Below are 18,600 nucleotides of genomic sequence, written 5' to 3'. Positions count from 1 at the left end.
GACCGGGGGCTTAATTTCGGGTGTTTCGACCCCGCAGACCCACCGTCTCCGCTGGGAAGTCGCCGTTCACGCGAAAACTTCCCCGGAGAACGCGGGGTCGTCGCCCGCGGGAAGCGGAACTAGTAGCTCCATCTCCTTCGAGTAACTGTACACGATGGTACATCCGTCTCCCGACGCCTCGTCCTCGACGCGTTCGCTGAAGTATCCGCTGTAGCCTCTGTGGTCCAGTCCGACGTAGAGATATATCCGCACCAGATCGTCCCACAACGGGTCTCTCTCGGTGAATTCGAAGCTCACGGCTTCGACGCCGCCGCCCTCCGACAGCGGCGGGCGTTCGAACTCTCGCGTCACGCCGCTTCCGTCCAACCGGAAGCTCTGTGACGTGCCGAAGAAGTTGTTCGACGGATACCACTCCCACTGGTTCACGACGTCTCCGCCGACGGTTTGGCGGATGTCGAACTCGCTCCCCGGTTCGAGGGACGAATCGCACCCGTGCTTGAGTCGGACCGTCATGGGGTAATGCGTCACTTTGTACCGCGGCGTCAGAGTGATTCTGTGAACGTCGAAATCGACGCCGCCGTCCGCGTCGTCGACCCGCAACAGCACGGAGTGGTCGAAGGGCCTCCCGTCATCGGACACCGCGTACGCGTGCGTCAGCTGATACGTCCCGTCCGGCAACGGGTCACCGCCGTGCGCCGGTCGGTCTCTCGTCAACAGTCCCGGACGACGGGTGACGACGTCCGTCTCCCCGTCTCCCCAGTCGACCTCCACGCGCCGCACCGGGTCGTCCGTCACTATCGTCGCCGTGGCGACGACGCTGTCTGTGGCGACGGAGGAATCGACTATCCTCGCGACCGCGTCCGTCGTCCCAGTGGGTTCGAGCGGAATCGACAGCCGTCGCTCTTCCCCGGATTCGACGCCCGCTACTTTTGACATTATTATTCATTATACATTGGTTCCCGGCGGGGATAACCGTGCAGTGAGCCGTGCTATCACGGAACTACTGGTTCGATGGCGGCGAGAGACGACCGATGCGACTCGGAGAACGACGACGGTTCAGAGGCGGTACAGCCGGGTCGTCCAGAACTCTCGAACCGCCTCTCGGAGTGCCTCCTCGGGTTCTCCGGAGGCGTCCACCGTCGAGCGGTGGTCCGCCAACTCCTCGAACTCGCCGAGGACGGTTCGCTCGCCGAGGACGACGAGCGTGTCGCTTCCGTCGTCGTCGTCGCCCGCGTGCGCCCTGATGACCTCTTTCGAGCGGTCGAGGTGGTTCGACACCTGTTCGTCGCGCCGGCGTTCGAATCGCGCCTGCGAGAACCCGCCTTTCGAGTGGGCGTTCATCACGTCTGACTCCACGTCGTCGACGAGGGTGACCTCCTCGCCGTCGAAGCGACCGAGTGCGAACAGGTCCGAGCGAACGAGAGCCACCCGGACCGAGTCTTCGGGGCGGAACCACGACCGGTCGATTCGGAACGACGACCCCCACCGGTCGAACTCGGCGGGCGGCGTCGGCGGTTCGAGGACGGCGGAGACGACTCCGGCGTCGTCGGTGTAGACGAGACACGGCGCGGCGCGGCGGACGAGAGTCGCCCGTTCGCCGAGTGCGTCTTCCACCGACTCCGGGGGGTGTTTCTCCACCATCGCCGAGAGCGCACCCTCGGGACCGGTGCCGAGAGAGTCGAGACGGGAGAGAACCTCCTCTAACCGGTCGCCGCGGAGTGCCTCGGTGCCGCGAAACTCGATTTCGGCCTCGCCGTCCGCGGAGAGTCGCTCGACTCTGTCTTCGAGTTCCTCGACGCGGGTTTCGAGCCGGTTTATCTCGGTCTCCGCCTCCTGTCGTTCGCGGGCGGCCTCGCTCCGCCGTTCCTCCTCGGCCTCGGCGCGGCGTTCGAGGTGTCTCTTCTCCTCCTGTAACTCCTCGATTCGTTCTTTCAGTTCGGCGCGCCCCAGCAACTCGTCCAGCATGGTTCGACGCGCGGACCGGGGGTACTTCAGAGTTGCTCAGACTCGCCGCGTTCCGCGAACGGCGGAGAGACGCACGAACGCCGCCGAGCGCGACGGTTCGAGAACCGACCGACTCGCGTTCGCGAGGGCGGAGTCGGCGCGCGACGCTATCTCAGTCCGCCGGATTCAACGTCTCGCAGGATGAACCCGCTTCGCGTGACTGCACTCGTTCAGTTCGCCGGGGTTGGGTTCGCGGTTCTCGGTGTCGCGTACGTCGCCCTGCCGAGACGGGTCCACCGCTTCGGATTCGACTTCTTACGCGGCTCTCGCTCGGAGGGGTCCGAACCCTCCCGGGCCGTCGTCTGGGCGTATCGGTTTATCGGCGTCTGCCTCGTCGCCCTCGGTCTCTCCTATCTCTTCTGAACGATGGCTGGATTCTCACCTCGCGTGGGACGCGGTTCGGACCGTGCGGCCGACGCGCACGCTCTCGCGTCTCGTCTTCGACCCCGCGAGACGTAGCGACCATGCGCGCTACGTCACGGCGGCGTCGTCACCGAACTTGTAGCCCGAGTACCGGAGGAGTTCAGCCGCGCGCTCACGTTTCGCGAGGAGGACGTCCCGGTCGTCCGGCAGGCTCTCGTCGGCGAACGAACTCGGCACCGCGAGCGTTCCGGAGGGTACCGCCTCGTCACCGAGGACGGGGATGTGTGCCTGCTCTAGCTTCATGACGAGGGGCGCGTCGAGTCGTGTTACGCCCTCGTCGGCGTAGAGTTCCTCGTTGACCCGTTCGTGGTCCGTTCGGTGGATGGCGGGGACCTCGCCGTCGTACGGTTCGACGTACAACCGGCCGAGGTAGTACCCGCTTGAGAACTGCTCGAACATCTGTGCGTGATGTTCTCACACATGGACGGGTATAAGCGTTGCCGAAAACGCTTATGTCGGACCGCAAAACGAGGAGACGAGAGTCAGTCGTCGTCGACGCGTCCGCCGTTCGTCGCGCCGGTCATGGACCAGACGGCCGTCAGACCGAGGACGACCGCCGGAAGCAACGGGAGGATGAGCAACGCCACGATGTACGGGACGCCGAACGACCCGAGGAACGTCGGCCGCAGGTAGATGATGCCGGGGATGACGAGGGTACAGACCACTAGCACGCCCACGAGTCCCCACCCGGTTCGGCCGAATCCGGTCGGTTCGGGTTCGTCTGTTCCGGGCGTCCCGTCCGGGCGGTGGACGTAGCCGCCGTCGTCGCCATCGGACTGCGTCCGGTTGGCCGACGAACTTCGTTCGTCGTGGCCCTCAGAGTTCACTGTCGGGGATTACGACCACCTTACCAAAGCCCTCACGGTTCTCTATCATCTCGTGTGCGCGGGCCGTCTCGCTCATCGGGAGCACTTCGCGGACGCGCGGTTCGAAGGTGCCGTCCCAGACCAGTTCGAGGGCGTCGTCGGCCTGTCCGGGCGTCGCCATCGTCGAACCGATTATCTGCAGTTGGTTCCAGAAGATGCGGTTCAGACCCGCGCCGGGGTTCCCGCCCGTCGTCGCGCCGCAGGTGACGAGGCGGCCGCCCTTCCGCAGACTCTTCAGGGAGTCCTCGTACGTCGCCTCGCCGATGTGGTCCACGACGACGTCGACGCCGCGCTTTCCGGTCAGTTCGTAGACGCGACTCGAAAAGTCCTCGTCCTCGTAGTTTATCAGGTGTTCCGCGCCGCAGTCCGCCGCGTACTCCAGTTTCTCGTCTGTGGACGCCGTAGCGAACACCTCCGCGCCCGCGTAGTCGGCGATTTGGACCGCCGCGTGGCCGACACCGCCGGACGCGCCGTGGACGAGAACCTTCTCGCCCGGTTCGACGTCGGCGCGGTCCACGAGCATCCGCCACGCCGTCTGGAAGACCAGCGACGCGGACCCGGCGGTTTCCCACCTGACGCCGTCGGGGACGGGAACGAGGTTTTCGGCGGGGACGGCGGCGTATTCCGAATGCACGCCGCGGACGTGTTCGCCGATGATGTGAAAGTCCGGCGCCAACGTCGGGTCGCCGTGCCGGGAGAACTCGTCGCCGCCACCCGCGACGCCCGCGATGAGAGCGACGCGGTCGCCCTCCTCGAAACGCGTCACGCCCTCGCCGAGTTCGGAGACGACGCCCGCCATGTCGCTTCCGGGGACGTGCGGCATCTCCAAGTCGAGTCCGGGCAGTCCGCGCCGCGTCCAGATGTCGAGGTGGTTCAGAGCGGCCGCCTTCACGTCTACGACCACTTCCCCGCGCCCCGGTTCCGGGTCCGGGAACTCGCCGTACTCGATGACGTCTCGGTCGCCGTGTTCCGCGAATTGGACTGCCTTCATACCCGTCTCCTCGCGCGGGCATCACTAAATATCACGTATTACTCGGTCGCATTTCCTCTACTTCGCCGCCGACTGTCGTCCGCACGACTTTCCCCCTGCCGGTCGAACGTGGTCGTATGACGGACGACCGGCCCCTCTCCGGACGGGACGAACACGAGATGGAAGGCGACCACGACCACGACGAACATCACCACGGCGGCGACGGACACCACGACCGAGACCACCACGAACACGACGTAGAGACCGTCGGCGTCGCAGTCGTCACCGTCTCTTCGACGCGTTCGCTCGAAGACGACCCGGCGGGCGACGCCATCGTCGACGCGTTGGACGAGGCGGGTCACGACGTGGTCACGCGTCAACTCGTCGACGACGACTTCGACAGCGTCCAATCCGCCGTCGACAACCTCGTCGACCGCGACGACGTCGGCGCAGTCGTCACCACCGGTGGCACGGGCGTCACGCCCGACGACGTGACCGTCGAAGCGGTAGACGACATCCTCAGAAAGCGACTGCCGGGGTTCGGCGAACTGTTCCGCCGACTGTCGTACGACGAGATAGGGACGCGCGTCGTCGGGACGTGCGCCACCGCGGGCGTCTCCCGCGGCGTCGTCATCTTCTGTCTGCCCGGAAGCGAGAACGCCGCGCGCCTCGGAACCGAGGAGATAATCGTCCACGAGGTACCGCACCTCGCCGGACTGGCGACGCGAAACGGGGAGTGACTCCGACGGGGCCGTCCCCCGCGCGGTCGGCCTCTCGCACCCCGCATTCGAGACGCGGTCCAAGCAACATCTGTCCGGTGGCAGCGTTTTAAGGCCCCGCACGGTAAGAGTCGATTATGAGCAAACAGGCACCGCCCGAAGACGCCGAGGAAGACGAGGCGTTTTCGAGCGGAAAGGACCCCGACCTTCGGAGTTCGGAGGTCACGGAAGGTGCAGAGCGCGCCCCCCACCGCGCGATGTTTCGCGCGATGGGATTCGACGACGAGGACCTCGGGTCGCCGATGGTCGGCATCGCCAACCCCGCCGCCGATATCACCCCGTGTAACGTTCACCTAGACGACGTGGCCGACGCCGCGATAGAAGGCGTCGAGGACGCGGGCGGTATGCCCATCGAGTTCGGAACCATCACCATCTCCGACGCCATCTCGATGGGGACCGAGGGGATGAAAGCCTCTCTCATCTCTCGGGAGGTCATCGCCGACTCCGTCGAACTCGTCGCGTTCGGCGAACGGATGGACGCTCTCGTCACCGTCGCCGGATGCGACAAGAACCTCCCCGGCATGCTGATGGCGTCCATCCGGACGGACCTGCCCTCGGTGTTCCTCTACGGGGGGTCCATCATGCCCGGCGAACACGAGGGTCGCGAGGTGACCGTCCAGAACGTCTTCGAGGGCGTCGGGACGTACGCCGAAGGCGAGATGAGCGCCGACGAACTCGACGAGTTGGAGCGTCACGCCTGCCCCGGCGCGGGTTCGTGCGGCGGGATGTTCACCGCAAACACCATGGCCTCGATAAGCGAGGCACTCGGGATGGCCCCCCTCGGAAGCGCGGGCGCGCCCGCCGAATCCGAGGCGCGGTACGACGTCGCCCGCCGCGCCGGGGAGGCGGTTCTCGAAGCCGTCGAGAACGACCTCCGTCCCTCGGAACTGCTGACGAAGAAGTCCTTCGAGAACGCCATCGCCCTCCAGGTGGCCATCGGCGGGTCCACGAACGCCGTCTTGCATCTGCTCGCACTCGCCGCCGAGGCGGGCATCGACCTCGACATCGACGAGTTCGACGAGATTTCCCGGCGCACGCCGAAGATAGCGAACCTGCAACCGGGCGGGTCGAAGGTGATGAACGACCTCTACGAGGAGGGCGGCGTTCCCGTCGTCGTCCGCCGTCTCGTCGACGCCGGTCTGTTCCACGGCGACCAGATGACAGTCACCGGACGCACCATCGAAGAGGAACTCGAACGCCTCGACTTGCCGGACGACGACGACGTCGACGGCGAGTTCATCTACACCGTCGACGACCCCTACCAAGACGAGGGCGCGATAAAGATTCTGAAGGGGAACCTCGCGCCGGACGGCGCGGTGCTGAAAGTGACCGGCGAGGACACCTTCCACCACACCGGTCCGGTCCGCGTCTTCGAGGGCGAGGAGGACGCGATGAAGTACGTCCAAGAGGGACACATCGAGTCGGGCGACGTCATCGCCATCCGCAACGAGGGTCCGCAGGGCGGCCCCGGCATGCGCGAGATGCTCGGCGTCACCGCCGCCGTCGTCGGACAGGGCCACGAAGACGACGTGGCACTCCTCACCGACGGTCGGTTCTCCGGGGCGACTCGCGGTCCGATGGTCGGCCACGTCGCGCCCGAGGCGTCCGCGGGCGGCCCGATCGCCTTACTGGAGGACGGCGACGAGGTGACAGTCGACATCCGGAACCGCGAACTCTCGGTTGACCTCACGGACGAGGAACTCGACGAACGACGCGAAGAGTGGGAACCGCACCCGCCGAACTACACCTCGGGCGTCCTCGCGAAGTACGGCGCCGACTTCGGGTCGGCGGCCAACGGCGCGGTGACGAACCCCGGCGCGAAACGGCAGGACTGAACGGCCCCGTTCGACTCGATTTTTCGCGGAGGCGTTCCGTGCGGCGTGAGACCGCAGAACACGACTGCGACCTCGGAGCGACCGGTTTCGTCTCTCCCGATGAGCGTTCGTCCACCTTACACTCGCAAGGTCAGATTGCGCCGACGGTAGTCGCGCGCGAGAGTACTCGACTGTCGAAACGAGGGGACGGTTCGACGGAGGCCGACGACAGTCGCGTCCCGGCTAACCCGGCATTGGCAGGCACAACTGGTTGATGAACACGGCCTGAACGTTCGGTGGAATGAGCAACGAAGACGCCGAGAGTCACGAGGACGCCCAGAGACAAGAGATGGGCGTCGAGTTCGGATCGCTCGCGGACGAACTCGACGAAGAGGAGTACCCGATGTCGAAAGACGAGGTTGTAGAGACGTACGGCGACCGCGAACTCGACATCGCGAACGGAACGAAGACGGTAGAGGAGGTTCTCGCGGGGAGAGGCGACGAGGAGTTCCAATCGGCCAACGACGTCCAACAGAGCATCCTCAACATGGTCGGCAGCGAGGCGGTCGGACGACAGGAGTACAGCGACCGCGGCGTAGAGAGTGACTCCGAAGGGGACTCCGACCAGTCGTTCTGACCGGGATTCGATCGCGCCTCGTTCGTTCTTCGAAGACGTTCTCCTCTAAATCCGTAAACACACGCGAGAGAGTCTGAGGGTGGCACATACCCCGGCAACTGCAGGCCGAACGGTTAGACGAAAAGATACACATTGTATTCGTGAATGAACGTCTCAGACGTGCCGTCCTCGCTGTCCGACCGGCGAGCGTCGGCCTCCGAGAGAGGCGGACGGAGTCGACAGGCTACGGACGACGTAGTTGTCGTCTCCAACCGGCAGCCGTACCGGCACGAATACGACGACGACGGAGCGATAGACGTCAGTCGGCCGACAGGCGGGCTGACGTCGGCGTTGGACGCGGCGATGCGCGAGCGAAACGGGACGTGGATAGCGTGGGGCGACGGAAGCGCAGACAGAGAGGTCGTCGACGACGACGGCCACGTCACCGTCCCGCCCGACGAAGAGGAGGGGACGTACACGCTCAACCGGGTGTGGCTCTCCGAGGAGCAGGTCGAAAACTACTACCTCGGGTTCAGCAACCGAGTGCTGTGGCCGATCTGCCACTCGATGCTGACGAACGTCCACTCGGAGGCGGCGTACTGGGAGGAGTACGAGACGGTCAACGAGCAGTTCGTCGACAACATCGCGAGACACGTCGGCGAGTCCACCATCGTCTGGTTCCAAGACTACCACCTGAGTCTCGCGCCGCGGATGCTCGAATCCCGGGTGCCTGACGGGGCGTTCCTCGCGCACTTTTGGCACATCCCGTGGCCCTCGTGGGACATGTTCCGGGCGTGCCCGCACGGCGAGGAGATTCTCTCCGGACTCCTCGGGAACGACCTGTTGGGGTTCCACGTCCCCCGGTACGGAGAGAGCTTCATGAACTGCGTAGAGGAGGCGTTCCCCGACGCCGACGTCGACAGAGACGCCGCGGAGGTCACCTATCGCGGACAGACGACGACCATCGAGGCGTTCCCCCTCGGCGTCTCGGTGGACGCTATTCGACGGGGCGCAAAAGAAGAGGACGCAGAGTCGTTCTGGGCGGAGTTCGCGGACGAACACCACCTCGACGGAAAGCGGGTCAGCGTGGGCGTCGACCGATTGGACTACACCAAGGGCATCCCGGAGCGATTCGAGGCGCTCGAACGACTCTGGGAGGACTACCCCGAGTGGCGCGAATCGCTCACTCACGTCCAAGTCGGGTCGAAGAGTCGGTCGGAGATTGAAGCCTACATGGACATCCAGACGGAGGTCGAAGAGGAGGCGGCCCGGATAAACGAGCGGTTCGGAACCGACGACTGGGAGCCGATAGTGTACACGACGGCGCACCTCTCCGACGAGGCGCTGTACGGGACGTACAAACACGGCGACATCGCCCTCATCAGCCCTCTCCGAGACGGGATGAATCTGGTCGCACAAGAGTACATCGCGGCGCAGGGAGACGACGACGACGCCGTACTCCTTCTCAGCGACCAGACCGGCGCGCACGACTACCTCGGCGAGTGGACGGTCACCGTCCGCCCGCAGAACACAGACGAGTTCGCGTCCGCCATCGACAGCGCGTTGACCATGCCCGCGGGCGAACGCCGCGAGCGAATGCGCGAACTCCGGAACCGCGTCGAAGACGCCGACGTGTCGCGGTGGATGAAATCGGTCTTCGAGACGATAGCGGCGATGCGAAACGGCCGGTCGGAGGCGGTGACCGATGAGTGAGGACGGAGAGATACCGCGGACCGAGAGCGCGGAGACGCCCCTGTTTCAGTCCCGGACGACGGAAATCGGCGAGTGGCTGGACGCCGCCGAGGGTCTGACGCTCGGACTCGACTTCGACGGAACGCTCGCGGCCATCGGCGCGGACCCCGAGGAGACGGAGATACATCCCGACTCCCGGACGGCCGTCGAACAACTCGTGGACCACCCGAACGTCTCGGTGACGGTGATAAGCGGGCGGGAGTTGTCCGACGTGGTCGAACGAGTCGGCATCGACGGCATCGACTACGCCGGAAACCACGGACTGGAGATGCGCATCGACGGCGAGATGGAGGTCCACCCCGACGCGGTGGCCGCGCGGTCGGCCATCGAGAAACTCTGTGCGGACATCCGCACGGAGTTGGACCACGTTCCGGGCTGTTTCGTAGAGGAGAAAGGCGTCACCGCGAGCGTCCACTTCCGGCAGACGCCGGAGGAACACGTCGAAGAGGTAATCGCCACCGTGGAGGCGTTGTCCGAGGCGGCCGACGAGGAGATTCACGTCGTCTCCGGCAAGCAGATTCGGGAGATTCGCCCCGACGTCGACTGGGACAAAGGGCGCGTGGTGTCCCGACTCGACGAACGCGCCCCAGAGGGATGGCGGACGATGTACGTCGGCGACGATACCACGGACGAAGACGCCTTCAGAGCGGTTCAACCGTCGGGTCTCGGTATCCTCGTCGGCGACAGGGAGACCGACGCCGACTACCGCGTCGAGGGCCACGAGCAGGTTCCGTCGCTTCTGGAGTGGTTGGCGGCCCGAGCGACGACCTCAGAGCGGTAGTCGAGGGCGGCGACGCCTCTTTTCGGCTCGAATCGACAGAAAAATACCCGCGCCGACGCGTTCGACGGCACGTTCCGACTTACAGGGACCGCAGTCGAATCTCGTCGCCGGTCACTTCTTCGATGCGGGCTTCCTGAAGCGGGTAGTCGTCGTCGTCGACGTCTCCCCACCCGAGTTTCGACTTTATCTCGTCGGTGAGACCCGGGTCGGGGTCGACGTACGCCGTTCCGTGGCGAACGTCCGAGACGATGCCGATTTTTTCTCCGCGTTCGTTCACTACGTCTTTACCTTCGTCGTCGTCTGTCACGTCTATCTGCATGCACGATGCAAGTATCCCGGCCGACCATTGATACGTCTGCCTGCAAATGCCGGGGCAGTTCGGACGCGCTGGCGGTCGCTCTCTGGGACGCCGTTTCGGCCAATGGGCCGAAATCGAAGGGTAGAGCGGCCAATACGCTGGTTCAGCCCGAACCGCACGAGAGAAAAACAGCCACAACTGATTTACAGTCAAAGCGGAGTTAGCAGAGTGTGTCCACGAGCACGATAGCCGTCGTGCGTATCCCCTCCTCGGAGTTCGCCCTCAGCGATACGTTCGAGCAGTGCCCCGAAATCGAGTGCGACATCGAACGACTCGTCGCGCAGGACTCCGACTCTGCGATGCCGTTCATGTGGGTGCGAGGACCGGACCTCGACGCCGTCGAAGACGCCTTGCGCGAAGATTCGAGCGTCTCGGAGTTGGAAGTGCTCTCTGACCTCTCCGACGAACGCCTCTACCGGATGTCGTGGGTCGCTCACATCCGCCTCGTCATCCACATCCTCCTCGAAGAGGAAGGGACCATCCTCGACGCGTACGGGCGAGACGGAAACTGGCGACTGCGAATCATGTTCCCCGAACGGGAGTCTCTCTCCGCGACGTACGATTTCTGCCGCGAACAGGGTCTCTCGTTCGGAGTGGAGAAGATATACGACATGAACGACAGCGCTCGGGCGGGTCGATACGGCCTCTCGGAGGAACAGTTCGACGCGTTGACGACCGCCGCAGAACAGGGCTACTTCGAGGTTCCGCGCGGTACCTCCGCGACGGAACTCGGCGAGATGCTCGGCATCACGCACCAGTCTCTCTCGGAACGACTCCGCCGCGGGCAGGAGAATCTGATTCGCTCGACGCTTCTCATCGACGACCCGGACGTGGACTGACCCCGCACCGTCCGCCGATGCCAATTTTCGCGGCTTCTGCGCTTCTCGCAGCCGTTCCGTACAGGGATTAATAACGGCTTCGGTACGGGTTATTATGCCACGTTGTGAATAATTATTATAGTTAGGCGGCTGTTCTCCCGAACCGTGTCCGACCGAGAACGTCGGCGGGTGTACCCGGACGGCGTCTCCGGGCGGTCTCGGTTCGAGCCTCCGGTACCCCGAAATCGAGCCGTGAGTGTCGTCCGCCGTCGGCCAGTACTCCTCGCGAACGGCGAACGCGCGGGCGGCACCGCCGTACTGCGGTCTCTCGACGTCACCCACTGACGGAGGGGCCGCTTTTCGGCGGCGAAGCTCCGGACACGACCATTTCACAGATACACCATGTCAGACGACAACTCACACGGGCCGGTCGACGAATCGAACGCCAAGACGGACGGTGGAGTGGCCGCACAGACGGGCCGCGACCACCGCGATATCGACTATCTAAATCGGGAGGTGAACCTCCTCCGCCCGAGCACCCCGTTCATGCGCGACCACTTACAGATCATCTGGACCGGGTTCGCCGCGTGGGCCGTCGTCGTCTTCGGGCCGGTGACGCTGACCGCCATCGCGCCGGGTCCGATGACGACGACGCTACCGCTCGTCGGTTTTCCGTTACACTACTTCCTCGTCGCCATCGGCGCGCCGGTCGGAGCGCTCTCTCTCGCGTTTTGGTACGCTCGCAAGCGGGACGCCTTAGACGAGAAGTACGGTATCTCCCACGGGACGGCCGCCGGAGAACGCGGCGGCGGCGGCACGGAAAGCGCGGCGACTGACGGGGGGACGACCGAATGATGGACGTTCTCCTCCAGAGCGGACTCCTCCCCGAGGGTCTCAACGTCTCGTTCAAACTGGTCCCGGCCATCATGGTCACGGGGATGTTGCTGCTGTTTCTCGTCATCGGCTTCGTGTTCAAAGTCGCGGACACCGAAGGCATGTGGGTCGCCGGGCGGTCCATCGGCAACGTCGAAAACGGCATGGCCATCGGAGCCAACTGGATGTCGGCGGCGTCCTACCTCGGGATGGCGGCGCTCATCGCCCTCTCCGGATTCTACGGACTGGCGTTCATCGTCGGCTGGTCTGCGGGATACTTCATCCTGCTCATCTTCATGGCCGCGCAGATGCGCCGGTTCGGAAAGTACACCGCGCCCGACTTCGTCGGCGACCGCTTTAACTCCGATAGCGCGCGCGCCATCGCCGCGGTGACGACGTTCCTCATCGGCTTCGTCTACGCCATCGGACAGGCCCGCGGGATGGGACTCGTCGGTCTGTACATCTTCGGCGACATCGGCATCCCGGGTCTCAGCGGCTACCAGTCGATGGTCGTCGCCATGATGGCCATCACCGTCGGCTATCTGACGCTGTCGGGCATGTTGGGCGCGACGAAGAACATGGCCGTCCAGTACGTCATCCTCATCATCGCGTTCCTCGTCGGCCTGTACGTCGTCGGCTTCACGCAGGGCTACTCGACCGTGCTGCCGCAGATCGAGTACGGCGCGCTGTTCAGCGAACTCGGCCGCGAGTTCAGCGAACCGTTCGTCAACGAGAGCTACTATCTGTGGATCGCGACCGCGTTCTCTCTCATCGTCGGAACGTGCGGTCTCCCGCACGTCTTGGTTCGGTTCTACACCGTCGAGAGCGAGCGAACCGCACGCTGGTCCACCGTGTGGGGACTCGGATTCATCCTGCTTCTCTACCTGAGCGCGCCCGCCTTCGCCGCGTTCGGGACCGACCTCTACGCGAAGAACATCGGCGCGGTGTACGGCGACCCCGGCATGACGAGCGCCGCGGGTGACGTCATCGTCGTGTTGGCCGCGCAACTCGCGCAACTGCCGACGTGGTTCGTCGGACTCGTCGCCGCGGGCGGCATCGCCGCCGCCATCGCGACGACCGCAGGCCTGTTCATCGCGGGCTCTTCGGCCATCGCACACGACATCTACGTGAACATCGTAAACGAGGACGCGACCCAGCGCCAGCAGATTCTCGTCGGTCGCCTGAGCATCGTCGCTCTCGGCGTGTTCACGACGCTCGCGGCTCTCGACCCCGCGGCACCCATCGCCGCGCTCGTCTCGTACGCGTTCTCGCTCGCGGGCGCGGTGTTGTTCCCGATGTTCTTCCTCGGTCTCTGGTGGGAGAACACGAACCGACAGGGCGCTCTCGCCGGGATGACGACGGGACTTCTCATCTGGTTCATCCCGATGGTCAACGAGGTGCTGCCGAGTTACGGCCTGTTCGCCGGCGCGGCGAACGCCGACGGCGTCATCTCGCCGACGCTCGCACAGTGGCTGCCTGCCATCGGGTCGGCGCTCGTGGCCGTTCCCCTGGTGTTCGCGGTCACCATCGCCGTCTCCCTGTTCACGACCGAACCGCCGATGGAGACGAAACGGATGGTCCGCCAGTGTCACAGTCCCGAACCGATGGGCCAACAACAGACCGCAGAGGACGTCGTCGGTGCCGACGGCGGCGAAACCCCCGCAGACGACTGACCATGTACGAACACATCCTCGTTCCGACGGACGGTAGCGAGACGGCCCAACAGGCCGTCGAACAAGCAGTAGACATCGCATCCAAATACGACGCGACGGTGCACGCGCTCTACGTCATCGACGTGGACGCGACGAGTTACTCGCTCGGCACGGAGCAAGTCGATCGAATACGACAGGGGCACTTAGACGAGATGCCCGAGGTACGGGCGTCGGCCGACAAAGCGACGGGCTACGTCGCGGGTATCGCCGCCGAACGCGGCGTCCCCGCCGAAGAACACGTCACCGCCGGTGAACCCGCCCGCGCCATCCGAAAGTTCATCGAAGAAAACGACATCGACCTCGTCGTGATGGGTTCGCACGGCCGGTCCGGACTCTCCCGCGTCATCCTCGGGAGCGTCGCCGAGAAAGTCCTCCGCCGGACTCGACTGCCGGTTCTCGTCGTCGACGGCGACGACCCGACGACGGAACCGTAAGGCCGTTCGACCCTCGCGGCTATCTCGACACACGATGACCTACGACTCACTCTCGAATCTCGGTGACCGCCGATGAGCCTCGTCGATACCCTGCGCGAACACGGGTCGGGGATGCTGGCGGACTTGACGTTCGCCATCGTCTGGGTGACCGGCGTCTCCCTCTTTTTCGAGTTCGTCGATGGACCGCAGTGGGCGTACTACATGTTCATGCTCGCGGGCGTCGTCGCCTACTTCGGCTTCTTTTGGTCCCTGGATATGGCGCGAGAGCAACGGTAGGCCGACGCCGCGCGATGGCCGACTACCGCCCGCGTGCGGTGGTCGAACTCGACTCGTCCGACTCTCACCGGCGTACATCCGATACTGCGGCGTAGTGACTCGCTGTTCGCTCGTCGAGTGGCAGTGTTGTCGTACCGCGAGACTCGCTTCGCTCGCCTCGCGGCCTTTTTCGGTCCAGCTTTTTGCGAGGAGCGGTTCGCTCGAAGAGCGAACCCGACGCAGTAAAAAGGTGGTATGGGACCGCTGAGAGTCGAACTCGATTCGTCCGACTCTCACCGCTGTACATCCGATACCGCTGCGTAGTGACTCGCTAATCGCTCGTCACGTAGCGCCGCGAAAAAGTATGGGACCGCTGAGAGTCGAACTCAGGTCCTACCGACCCCATCGGCAGAGGATACCACTACCCCACGGTCCCAGGGTGCATTCTGAGGAATGCGGTTCGAACCGTTAAGTGCTTCGTTTCGAGTTCGGAGGGTCACCGGGTACCACGCCCGAGGGGGCGTTACTCGCCGTTCGACTCCTCCGGGACGACTAACTCGCCGTGGTCCCGGACGGCCATGCTCAACACCGGGTCGCCCTCGTAGACGGCCAGTCCCTCTTTGCGGGCGACGACGTACCCGTCGTGGTCGGCGGTCACGGTGTCGAGAACCTCGCCTTGCGGCGTCGTCACCGTCGCTACCACGTCGCCGGATTCGACCGCGTCGCCCGGCGAGACGCGGTGACGGACGAGTCCCGCCGTCTCGGTGCGCGGGTGAACGGCCCGACGAACCGGGTAGTCCACGGGTGCGTCGGGACTCTCGGACCCCGGTTCGCCCACGCCCGCGGGGAGGTCCTCCGTCATCCCGAGTTCGGACATTACGGCGAATATGCCCGCGACGCCCGCGCGGCAGGCGTCGTCGTCCACGACGCTGTGTCCGCCGAGTTCGACCGTGAACGCGGGGATACCGGCGGCGTTCAGGGCCGCCCCCGCCAGAGAGCGCTGGAGGCTCTGTTCGACGTACTCCGCGGCCGGATACTCCGTGAGGACCGGAAGGCCGAACGCGTCCACGAGTCGCGAGAGGTCCTCGGCCAACGCTTCCGCCTCGGACTCGTCGCGGCGCGCGCCGTACAGCACCCGGTCGCGGATGACGAACGGCATCGACCCGACTTCGGCGGTGTGCAGGTCGAGTAACGCGTCCGCGGACTCCTCGAACGCCTCGTACAGTCGCCGGTCGATGCGTTCTTGGACCTCCGGCGGGCGCGTCGAGGCGGACTCTGGGTCCGGAAAGCCGCGGTTCGGGTCGTCGTCGCCGTAGTACGACCGCCTCCGATTCCGTCTGAGTCCCGCGGGGTTCACCGCGGGAACCGCGACGACGGTACCGGCCAGTCGGGCGGGCGAGACTGCCCGCACCGCGTCTTGGACCGCCGCGACGCCCGTCGCCTCGTCGCCGTGGACGCCGCCGGTGAGCCAAATCGTCGGTCCGTCGTCTGTCCCCTCGGCGATGACGAGAGGGAGTCGCTCCGTGCCGCCGGTCGGCAGGTCCGTCGCCTCGAACCATCCCGAGGCGACCGCGCCGGGTTCGGACGTCACCGTTCCGAGTTGCATATCTCCGCATCTCGGCGGACAGAGAAAAGCGGGGAGGATTCGCGCTCAGACGAGGACGCGTTCCAGGGAGACGACTTCGCCGGAGTCGGCGTCTGGGTCACCGACGAGGCGGCCGAGGCAGACGACGGCGTCGTTCGGCGTGTAGCACGCGAGCAAGTCGCCGCGGTGCGCGTCGTCGGCGGAGATGACGCCCGGCGCGTAGACCGGCGCGCCCTCGGCGACTTGTTCGGCCGCGGAGGGGGCGATGGTGACGCGCGGGAGGTGAGTCAGAGCGCGTTCGGCGGGCGCGACGGCGTCTCTGAAGAACGACTCGTCGCCCGCTTCGACGAACGCGAGTGCGTCAGAGAGGTCGTGCATCGTGACGAGGTCGGTGTCGTCGAACGGGTCGGTGGCGGTGCGCCGGAGATGACCCATATGCGCGCCCGTCCCCGCGGCGAGTCCGATGTCGTGACAGAGCTTTCGGATGTAGGTCCCGCTCTCGCACTCGATGCGGAGAAGCGCCTGTCGGTCTCTCACTTCGAGCACGTCCAGGGCGTGAATATCGCGGGTGCGGAGGCGTCGCGTGACGGCGCTTTTCCGCGGCGGTTTCTGGTATATTTCGCCTTCGAACTCGGCGACGACGGCCTCTATATCCGAGGGCGCGGGGCCGTGGAGTTCGAGGACGGCGACGTACTCTTTTCGGCCCTCCAAGAACACCTGCGCCATCCGCGTCGCGTCGCCGAGGAGGGTCGGAAGACAGCCCGTCACCTTCGGGTCGAGCGTTCCGGCGTGGGCCGCCCGGTCGGTCGCGACGAGGTCTCTCACCCACCCGGCGACTTGGTGTGCGGAGGGGCCGGGCGGTTTGTCGAGGTTGACGACGCCGAACGAGCGGAGTTCGTCGACGCTTCGGTCGGATGGGGGGCCGCGCAGGTCGGACATACTGTTAGAAGTCGTACGAGACGCCGTCGACGGAGTATTTGCCTTCGTCGGACTCGTCGCGGTACGACGTGACCGCGTTCGTGAGGATGTCGAGAACCTCGTCGGGGCCCCACCGGGCGGTGTTCAGCGCCACGTCGTAGATAGAAAGATCACGGATGGGGATGTTGTAGTAGTCCTCGTACCGCAGGGCTTCGCTCCGTTCGCGCGCTTCCGTCTCCTCGCGGGCGAGTTCGACGCTCTTGTCCTCGCGGTCTGCGATTCGCGCGGCGCGGACGTCTATCGGCGCGTCGAGCCAGATTCGCAGCGTCGCGTGGTCGCCGGCCAACCACCCGGCGAGACGGGATTCGAGCACCACGTCGTCTCGCTCCGTCGCGATAGCGTAGAGGCGGCGGTCGAGGTCGCGGTCTATCTGGTCGTCTTTTTCGGCGAGTCTGTTGAACTCGACGGCGCTCATCCCGCGTTCGGCGGCGAGTTCGCGGAAGATGTCGCCGCCGCTTATGTGTTCGAGATCCAACGCCTCGGCCAGTCCCTCCGCGGTCGTACTCTTCCCGCTCCCTGCGGGCCCGGAGACGGTCAGTAACATACTCGTGTTCTGTGGGACGTTCTAAAAGAGGTTGTCTTTGCGCGCGGGAGTGAGAGGGTGTACCGCGGCTCCGCGCGCCGTCGAACGCTCAGGCCGCCGAGGGAGACATGTCGATGTTGAGGCTCTTGCGGATGACCTGGGTAAAGCCCATAGAGCAGAGGAAGTACCAGACAATCCACGCCTGAATCGGTCCGAGGATGGACTCCGTCCACGCGACTTCGCCCGCAAGCGGGAGGACGAGATTCTGGAGCGTGACGTGCGCCTCCGACCCGCCGCCGACGCCGATGGCCCAGTACATCCAGAGGAACACCGGGATGGTGAGGAACATGATCCAGACCATGGGGCGGAACTGCTCTTTGAACATCCCCAACTGGTCGCCCATCGCCTCCATCTGTTCTTGTTGGATGCGTTCGAGTTCCTCGTCGTTGCCGTTCTCTTTGGCCTGTTTTTGGCGCTCTTGGATGTCCTTCATCCGCTGTTGGTACGCCCCCATCTTGTCCATGTCCATGAGGTTCGCCTGCAACAGCGTCGAGTAGAGACCGGTCGCGAGAGCGAGCACCATCACGACGGCGTAGAACGGAAGGATGTCGTGAAGCGGTCCGAGTGCGACGTCCATCGTCGAGCCGATGACGTCGCGGAGCGGTTTCCACGAGTAGCCGAGGAACAGACCGACGGTTACCACGCCGGCCATCTTGTCGTACGTGGACCACGAGGAGTCGCCGGTCTCGATGTCGTCGGCCGAGGACGACGACGCCGTAGACGCCGTCGCGTCCTCGGTTTCCTCTTCGAGACCCGCCCGGGTCGCCTCGGCGTCGGCGAGTCGGAACCCCTCGTCACCGTCGACGAGGACTCCCTTCTCGATGAGGCGGCCCCACTGACCGCTCGTGAGGTCGCCCTTCACGTCGACCCACTTGACCTCTCCCGCCTCGGACCGTTCGAGAACGGTCCGGACGGCCGTGCGCATCTCCGGGTCGGCGGAGACGAGACTGCGCACCTTCGATTCGATTCGTGCCATTGAGGACGAATTAGTCGTCACCG

21 protein-coding genes and 1 tRNA gene are annotated in these 18,600 nt (G+C 65.1%); 11 read left to right on the top strand and 11 right to left on the bottom strand.

Annotation, left to right across the window (positions count from 1 at the left end; all coding sequences use genetic code 11):
- Positions 1 to 66: 66 nt before the first annotated feature.
- Both BM167_RS09860 and BM167_RS09855 read right to left on the bottom strand, forming a co-directional pair.
- The gene (locus BM167_RS09860) at positions 67 to 936 is read right to left on the bottom strand and encodes a hypothetical protein (RefSeq protein ID WP_092891979.1); all 870 of its coding nucleotides are present in this window, start codon (positions 934 to 936) and stop codon (positions 67 to 69) included.
- A 120-nt stretch (positions 937 to 1,056) separates the two neighbouring features.
- Positions 1,057 to 1,965 carry a Vms1/Ankzf1 family peptidyl-tRNA hydrolase gene (locus tag BM167_RS09855; RefSeq protein WP_092891977.1) on the bottom strand — a complete coding sequence of 303 codons (909 nt, stop codon included), beginning with the start codon at positions 1,963 to 1,965 and terminating at the stop codon, positions 1,057 to 1,059.
- A 195-nt stretch (positions 1,966 to 2,160) separates the two neighbouring features.
- On the opposite strand from BM167_RS09855, the gene BM167_RS09845 reads away from it, so the two are divergent.
- Positions 2,161 to 2,367, top strand: coding sequence for a DUF6199 family natural product biosynthesis protein (locus tag BM167_RS09845; RefSeq protein WP_245781339.1), 207 nt, complete (start codon positions 2,161 to 2,163; stop codon positions 2,365 to 2,367).
- Positions 2,368 to 2,475: 108 nt separating this feature from the next.
- Here the strand turns inward: BM167_RS09845 and BM167_RS09840 are convergent, their stop codons facing one another.
- From BM167_RS09840 to BM167_RS09830, 3 genes are all read right to left on the bottom strand, one after another.
- Positions 2,476 to 2,826 carry a DUF5802 family protein gene (locus BM167_RS09840; protein ID WP_092891972.1) on the bottom strand — a complete coding sequence of 117 codons (351 nt, stop codon included), beginning with the start codon at positions 2,824 to 2,826 and terminating at the stop codon, positions 2,476 to 2,478.
- Positions 2,827 to 2,909: 83 nt separating this feature from the next.
- Complete coding sequence (locus BM167_RS09835) at positions 2,910 to 3,254, bottom strand: DUF7977 family protein (protein WP_092891970.1); 345 nt, start codon at positions 3,252 to 3,254, stop codon at positions 2,910 to 2,912.
- A complete protein-coding gene (locus tag BM167_RS09830) occupies positions 3,244 to 4,284 on the bottom strand; it encodes a zinc-binding dehydrogenase (protein WP_092891968.1) in 1,041 nt (346 codons plus the stop codon). The genes BM167_RS09835 and BM167_RS09830 overlap by 11 nt, the downstream gene beginning before the upstream one ends.
- Positions 4,285 to 4,400: 116 nt before the next feature.
- Here BM167_RS09830 and BM167_RS09825 point away from each other — a divergent pair, with 116 nt between their 5' ends.
- The 5 genes from BM167_RS09825 (at position 4,401) to otsB (ending at position 10,005) form a co-directional block, all read left to right on the top strand.
- Positions 4,401 to 5,003, top strand: a complete 603-nt coding sequence (locus BM167_RS09825; protein ID WP_092891966.1) for a MogA/MoaB family molybdenum cofactor biosynthesis protein — start codon at positions 4,401 to 4,403, stop codon at positions 5,001 to 5,003.
- Between the two features lie 116 nt (positions 5,004 to 5,119).
- Complete coding sequence (ilvD, locus tag BM167_RS09820) at positions 5,120 to 6,877, top strand: dihydroxy-acid dehydratase (protein WP_092891964.1); 1,758 nt, start codon at positions 5,120 to 5,122, stop codon at positions 6,875 to 6,877.
- 280 nt (positions 6,878 to 7,157) lie between these two features.
- Positions 7,158 to 7,493, top strand: a complete 336-nt coding sequence (locus BM167_RS09815) for a DUF5789 family protein (RefSeq protein WP_092891962.1) — start codon at positions 7,158 to 7,160, stop codon at positions 7,491 to 7,493.
- A 144-nt stretch (positions 7,494 to 7,637) separates the two neighbouring features.
- Positions 7,638 to 9,185, top strand: a complete 1,548-nt coding sequence (locus tag BM167_RS09810) for an alpha,alpha-trehalose-phosphate synthase (UDP-forming) (protein WP_092891960.1) — start codon at positions 7,638 to 7,640, stop codon at positions 9,183 to 9,185.
- Positions 9,178 to 10,005 (top strand): trehalose-phosphatase, encoded by an 828-nt coding sequence (gene otsB / locus BM167_RS09805; protein WP_092891958.1) that lies wholly within the window; start codon positions 9,178 to 9,180, stop codon positions 10,003 to 10,005. Before BM167_RS09810 ends, otsB begins: the two co-directional genes overlap by 8 nt.
- A 79-nt stretch (positions 10,006 to 10,084) precedes the next feature.
- On the opposite strand, the gene BM167_RS09800 is transcribed toward otsB, so the two are convergent.
- The gene (locus BM167_RS09800) at positions 10,085 to 10,324 is read right to left on the bottom strand and encodes a hypothetical protein (RefSeq protein WP_092891956.1); all 240 of its coding nucleotides are present in this window, start codon (positions 10,322 to 10,324) and stop codon (positions 10,085 to 10,087) included.
- A 209-nt stretch (positions 10,325 to 10,533) separates the two neighbouring features.
- Between BM167_RS09800 and BM167_RS09795 the strand changes: the two genes are divergently transcribed.
- The 5 genes from BM167_RS09795 (at position 10,534) to BM167_RS09770 (ending at position 14,476) form a co-directional block, all read left to right on the top strand.
- Positions 10,534 to 11,202: a helix-turn-helix domain-containing protein gene (locus BM167_RS09795; RefSeq protein WP_092891954.1), complete on the top strand. Its 669-nt coding sequence runs from the start codon at positions 10,534 to 10,536 to the stop codon at positions 11,200 to 11,202.
- Between the two features lie 381 nt (positions 11,203 to 11,583).
- Positions 11,584 to 12,036, top strand: a complete 453-nt coding sequence (locus BM167_RS09785) for a DUF4212 domain-containing protein (RefSeq protein ID WP_092891950.1) — start codon at positions 11,584 to 11,586, stop codon at positions 12,034 to 12,036.
- Positions 12,033 to 13,727, top strand: coding sequence for a sodium:solute symporter family transporter (locus BM167_RS09780; protein WP_092891948.1), 1,695 nt, complete (start codon positions 12,033 to 12,035; stop codon positions 13,725 to 13,727). Before BM167_RS09785 ends, BM167_RS09780 begins: the two co-directional genes overlap by 4 nt.
- 2 nt (positions 13,728 to 13,729) lie before the next feature.
- Positions 13,730 to 14,200, top strand: a complete 471-nt coding sequence (locus tag BM167_RS09775; protein WP_092891946.1) for a universal stress protein — start codon at positions 13,730 to 13,732, stop codon at positions 14,198 to 14,200.
- Between the two features lie 72 nt (positions 14,201 to 14,272).
- Positions 14,273 to 14,476: a DUF8119 family protein gene (locus BM167_RS09770; protein ID WP_092891943.1), complete on the top strand. Its 204-nt coding sequence runs from the start codon at positions 14,273 to 14,275 to the stop codon at positions 14,474 to 14,476.
- Between the two features lie 344 nt (positions 14,477 to 14,820).
- On the opposite strand, the gene BM167_RS09765 is transcribed toward BM167_RS09770, so the two are convergent.
- From BM167_RS09765 to BM167_RS09745, 5 genes are all read right to left on the bottom strand, one after another.
- Positions 14,821 to 14,891 (bottom strand) — tRNA-Pro (locus BM167_RS09765).
- Positions 14,892 to 14,978: 87 nt separating this feature from the next.
- The gene (locus tag BM167_RS09760; RefSeq protein ID WP_092891941.1) at positions 14,979 to 16,061 is read right to left on the bottom strand and encodes a succinylglutamate desuccinylase/aspartoacylase family protein; all 1,083 of its coding nucleotides are present in this window, start codon (positions 16,059 to 16,061) and stop codon (positions 14,979 to 14,981) included.
- Between the two features lie 45 nt (positions 16,062 to 16,106).
- The gene (locus BM167_RS09755; RefSeq protein ID WP_092891939.1) at positions 16,107 to 16,979 is read right to left on the bottom strand and encodes an RNA-guided pseudouridylation complex pseudouridine synthase subunit Cbf5; all 873 of its coding nucleotides are present in this window, start codon (positions 16,977 to 16,979) and stop codon (positions 16,107 to 16,109) included.
- A gap of 4 nt (positions 16,980 to 16,983) precedes the next feature.
- The gene (gene cmk, locus BM167_RS09750; protein ID WP_092891937.1) at positions 16,984 to 17,562 is read right to left on the bottom strand and encodes a (d)CMP kinase; all 579 of its coding nucleotides are present in this window, start codon (positions 17,560 to 17,562) and stop codon (positions 16,984 to 16,986) included.
- Between the two features lie 88 nt (positions 17,563 to 17,650).
- Positions 17,651 to 18,577 (bottom strand): DUF106 domain-containing protein, encoded by a 927-nt coding sequence (locus tag BM167_RS09745; RefSeq protein ID WP_092891935.1) that lies wholly within the window; start codon positions 18,575 to 18,577, stop codon positions 17,651 to 17,653.
- Between the last annotated feature and the right edge of the window lie 23 nt (positions 18,578 to 18,600).

The organism is Halopelagius inordinatus (assembly GCF_900113245.1).
GTDB classification, from domain to species: Archaea; Halobacteriota; Halobacteria; order Halobacteriales; family Haloferacaceae; genus Halopelagius; species Halopelagius inordinatus.
Note: the sequence above shows the minus strand (reverse complement) of the source record. Positions and strands in the feature narration are given on the sequence as shown.